The organism is Streptomyces sp. NPDC050085, assembly GCF_044460595.1.
GTDB lineage: Bacteria > Actinomycetota > Actinomycetes > Streptomycetales > Streptomycetaceae > Streptomyces.
Genome location: NZ_JBITJZ010000036.1, coordinates 1 through 3,549 on the forward strand (window position 1 = coordinate 1; position 3,549 = coordinate 3,549).

5 protein-coding genes are annotated in these 3,549 nt (G+C 67.6%); 1 reads left to right on the forward strand and 4 read right to left on the reverse strand.

Going from position 1 to position 3,549, the window contains the following annotated elements:
- The 3 genes from ACIBUY_RS42650 to ACIBUY_RS42660 form a co-directional block, all read right to left on the reverse strand.
- The coding region (locus ACIBUY_RS42650; RefSeq protein WP_399155555.1) for a transposase family protein at window positions 1–205 on the reverse strand (205 nt) is incomplete at its 3' end.
- Window positions 206–259: 54 nt separating this feature from the next.
- On the reverse strand, window positions 260–715 hold the full coding sequence (locus ACIBUY_RS42655; protein WP_399155556.1) for a hypothetical protein: 456 nt from the start codon (window positions 713–715) through the stop codon (window positions 260–262).
- A 208-nt stretch (window positions 716–923) separates the two neighbouring features.
- Window positions 924–1,529 carry a TetR family transcriptional regulator gene (locus ACIBUY_RS42660; protein ID WP_365572103.1) on the reverse strand — a complete coding sequence of 202 codons (606 nt, stop codon included), beginning with the start codon at window positions 1,527–1,529 and terminating at the stop codon, window positions 924–926.
- A gap of 421 nt (window positions 1,530–1,950) precedes the next feature.
- On the opposite strand from ACIBUY_RS42660, the gene ACIBUY_RS42665 reads away from it, so the two are divergent.
- Window positions 1,951–3,021, forward strand: a complete 1,071-nt coding sequence (locus ACIBUY_RS42665) for a saccharopine dehydrogenase NADP-binding domain-containing protein (protein ID WP_365572106.1) — start codon at window positions 1,951–1,953, stop codon at window positions 3,019–3,021.
- Window positions 3,022–3,238: 217 nt separating this feature from the next.
- Here ACIBUY_RS42665 and ACIBUY_RS42670 read toward each other — a convergent pair.
- A partial coding sequence (locus ACIBUY_RS42670) for a transposase (protein ID WP_399155557.1) occupies window positions 3,239–3,549 on the reverse strand: 311 nt, incomplete at its 5' end.

The following is a 3,549-nucleotide window of genomic DNA, read 5'->3' on the forward strand; positions in this document are numbered from 1 at the left end:
GCGCCTTCGCGGCCAGCAGTTCGATCATCTCCTTCAGCCACCGGTCCACGGTGGTGCGCGACACGTCGTAGCCGCCGGCGAGGTCGGCCAGGCGCTGGTCATGCCGCAGCGCAGCCAGCACAATCACCGCGATCCTCCCCGTCGGCAGCTGACACTGATAGACAAGCTCGGTGTGGTCCCCGGCCGGGGTGTTGTTTGTAGGCATACTTCATCAACCCGGGCCGGGGGCCGCCTGGTTACGGCCTGGACGGCAGGCCGGTCACGGCCGGGTGCAGTAGGTGCCGTTCGGTAGCTTGTGCAGCCAGCCCCGATCCGCGAGTTTCGACAACTTCCCGCGCAGCGGCTCAAGCCGGCCCGGCACCGTCGCGTCGGTCCCGAGTTCGGCGCCGACCTCCTTGACCATGACCAGCCCGCCCGCTGCCTTCACGATCTCAAGCATCCGCTGGTAGTCGCCGGGCAGCGCGGACGTATCCGGCACCTCCCGGCGATGGGGCACCTTCAGCACCGACCGGCCAGCCACCTCAACCCGCTGCGGCGCCGATGCGTTCCGCCCGGCACCCTCCTCGGCCTCCTGCTCGTACAGACGGCGCAGCACCCGCTCCGCAACCGCCAGCTCCTCACGCTCGGCGTCCACCTCGGCCAACTGCTTGGCCAGCGCCTCCGCGAGCCCATCCAGCTCAGCCCGGCGAGCAGCGATCTTCTCCAGCGACGACACGATCCCCTCCCGAACCGCCGGACACCCTGCCCGGGACTGTAGGAGTTCCGTCACCCGGGGAGCGGACGAAAACACCGAACCCCATCCGCGACGCGTCAGATGATCTACACTCCGGCCTCCCGCGCCTCACCAGGGCAAGCACGCCACTGGTCTCCCACGACAGCACCGCTGACCAGCGGAGATTCAGGTTGCGCACTCTCACTGCAGATCAGCCGCGCACTGCCGCCATGCACTCGTCGTACAGGTCCATGATGTCGTCCCTGCCGTCGTTGGCGACCCACGCCATCGTTGCGGCGTCCAGGCACGCGCACGCTGTCGCGATCACCGCGCGGGCCCTTGGATCCGCGCCGCCGACAGCGCCCATCCGCGTTTCGACGAGCGGTAGAAGGTCTTCTTGCAATCGCATCTGCTTTTCGAGGTAGCCGGCACGCAGCGAAGCGGTGCTGTGCAGGAGACGGAATCGCTTCAAGGCCTGTTCGCGGCTGTCATGCAGAGCCAGGACGGCGGCGATCCCTGCACGCAGGGCCTCCCAGACGCCGATGTCATCGGGCTGCGCGCTGACTGCGTCTGCCAGGACCTGCGCGAACCTGTTCTGGTCGTTGCCGAGGAGGTCTTCCTTGGTCCTGAAGTAACGGAAGAGGGTCCGTTGGGAGACGCCGGCCTCTCGGGCGATCTGCGCCATGGGTGTCTCGTCGTAGCCCTGCTCGGTGAACAGTCGCAGAGCCGTCTCGAGTATTTCCTGGGAGGCAAGTTGTCGCGTCCGGTCCCACAGCGTGGCCGGTGCGTCCGTCCCTGACTTGGCTTCCTGCTTCATGCCACCAGCTTAGCCCAGCTGCCAAAGGGGCAGTCACGTTAGAGTTGGCAGACACTGCCAACTTGGCGTACGCTGTCTATAGTGATCGTCCCAGAACGTCTGATGCCTCATGGGCCGGACCGTCAGTCGATCGCCCTTCCCTCCCCAGAGCACGTAAAGGAACGCGTCGTGTCCGCGCCTGCAGCTTTGATCACCGGCGGAACCAGCAGCATCGGCAAGGCGACCGCTGAACTGCTCCACTCCCGCGGCTACCGCGTCATGGTGAACTGACCGCGGCCGATGTGGACGTCCGCCCCAACGGATACCCCTCGTCAAAGCGCTCACCGAACTCGAACGTGAGGGCACGCCCGAGGGCGGCAAGCTCATCATCACGACCAGTCGACCCTGGCATCCCACTCGCCTTCCCCCTGGAGCTCTTCGAATGAACACGCACATCTGGGTGCTCGGCGGCACCGGCCGCAGCGGCCGCACCATCGCGGCACAACTCGCTCAGCGCGGCCTTGCGGCCCTGCTCGTCGGCCGGGACGCCAACCGCCTGCAGGCCGCAGCGCAGCAGACCGGCAGCGAAACCCTGCTTTCCCCCACCCTCGCCGACACGGCCGCCGAAATCCGGCGGCAACGCCCCGCCGTGGTCATCAACACGGTCGGACCGTTCACGACCACGGCCCCCGGCATCGTGGACGCCTGCCGGGCCGGCGGCAGCCACTACATTGACCTGGCGAACGATGTCGCGGCGCTCTCGGCCGCGTTCGAGATGCACGACGCGGCGAGGCAGGCCAGTCATACGCTCGTCACCGGCGCCGGGTTCGGCGTGACCGCCACCGAGAGCGTCGTGGTAAAGCTGTGCGGGGAGCGTCCCGCACCACTGCGGGTCCGGGTCGACATGCTCCCCTCGATGGCGCTGGAAGAGGGCGCCGCCGGCGAAGCCTTGATCGGCTCTCTCCTGGGCAGCCTCGAAGGCCGTCAGATCACCGACGGCCGTGTGGTGCCTGCCCGGATCTTCAGCAACGCGCAGCGCCTCACCCTGCCCGACGGCTCACAGGTGACCACCGCGAGCATGCCGCTGGGCGAACTGCTCGCGGCTCAGCGGGCTAGTGGCGCCCGCGATGTGCTGTCGGCATCGAGCGAGGCGCCGTCCTCGTCCGTGATCCGGTCGATAATGCCTGTCGTGAGCACGCTCATGCGGTGGGAGCGGCTGCGATCGTTCACCACACGCCGTCTCGCGGGGATGGAGGTCAAAGCGAAGGAACGGCCGCGCGAGCACTCCTGGGGGCACGCCGTCGTCACCTGGGCAGACGGCGAGACCCGGGAGGGCTGGCTGCGCCTGGGCGACGCACAGGAGTACACCGGAGCAGTACCCGCAGAGGTCGCCCGGCGACTGCTGGCCGGTGAGGGACAACCTGGCGCCTATACCCCAGCCGCCCTCTTCGGCCCCTCCTTTGCCGAATCGTGCGGCGCCACGTACGTGCTGTCCCAGCCCGAACGGCAATGACCTGCCTGCGATCCAGGGCCACGAAGGCCGCTGCATGGTGATCTGCTGATCGCAGTCTTGGTGAGCGGTCGCGGGATGGGGCGCGTCCGCCGTGACCCCTGTCAAGCAGCGGGTTTCGCGGAGTGTCCGCGTACTCCTTGAAGTGGCCCTGGCAAGATGTTCTTGAAGCGCGGGTGCGCTCCCGTGCGCCGGTGACGCTCCGTCACCGATAGCGGCGTCAGAGGTGAGCCATGAGGATCACGCGATGGCGCAGGAGCGGAACTCCTGCACGACCCGACGTGATCCGTTTCTGGAGTTTCAGAGCGGTGATGCGGCCTTCGTTGACGCCGGAGTTGAACACGGTGGTGATGCCCTGAGCGACGGCCTGCTGGTACTTGCGGAGGGCCTTGACCAGTCCGGCCATCACCGGGAGCCGGGAGGCGGTGAGCTTGTCGAGCCAGTTCGACAGTGGGGTGGCATCGCGGGTGTCGAGCATCGCGGCGAATTCCCGGACCAGTTCATGGGCCTGATCCAGTTCCGCGAAGGCGT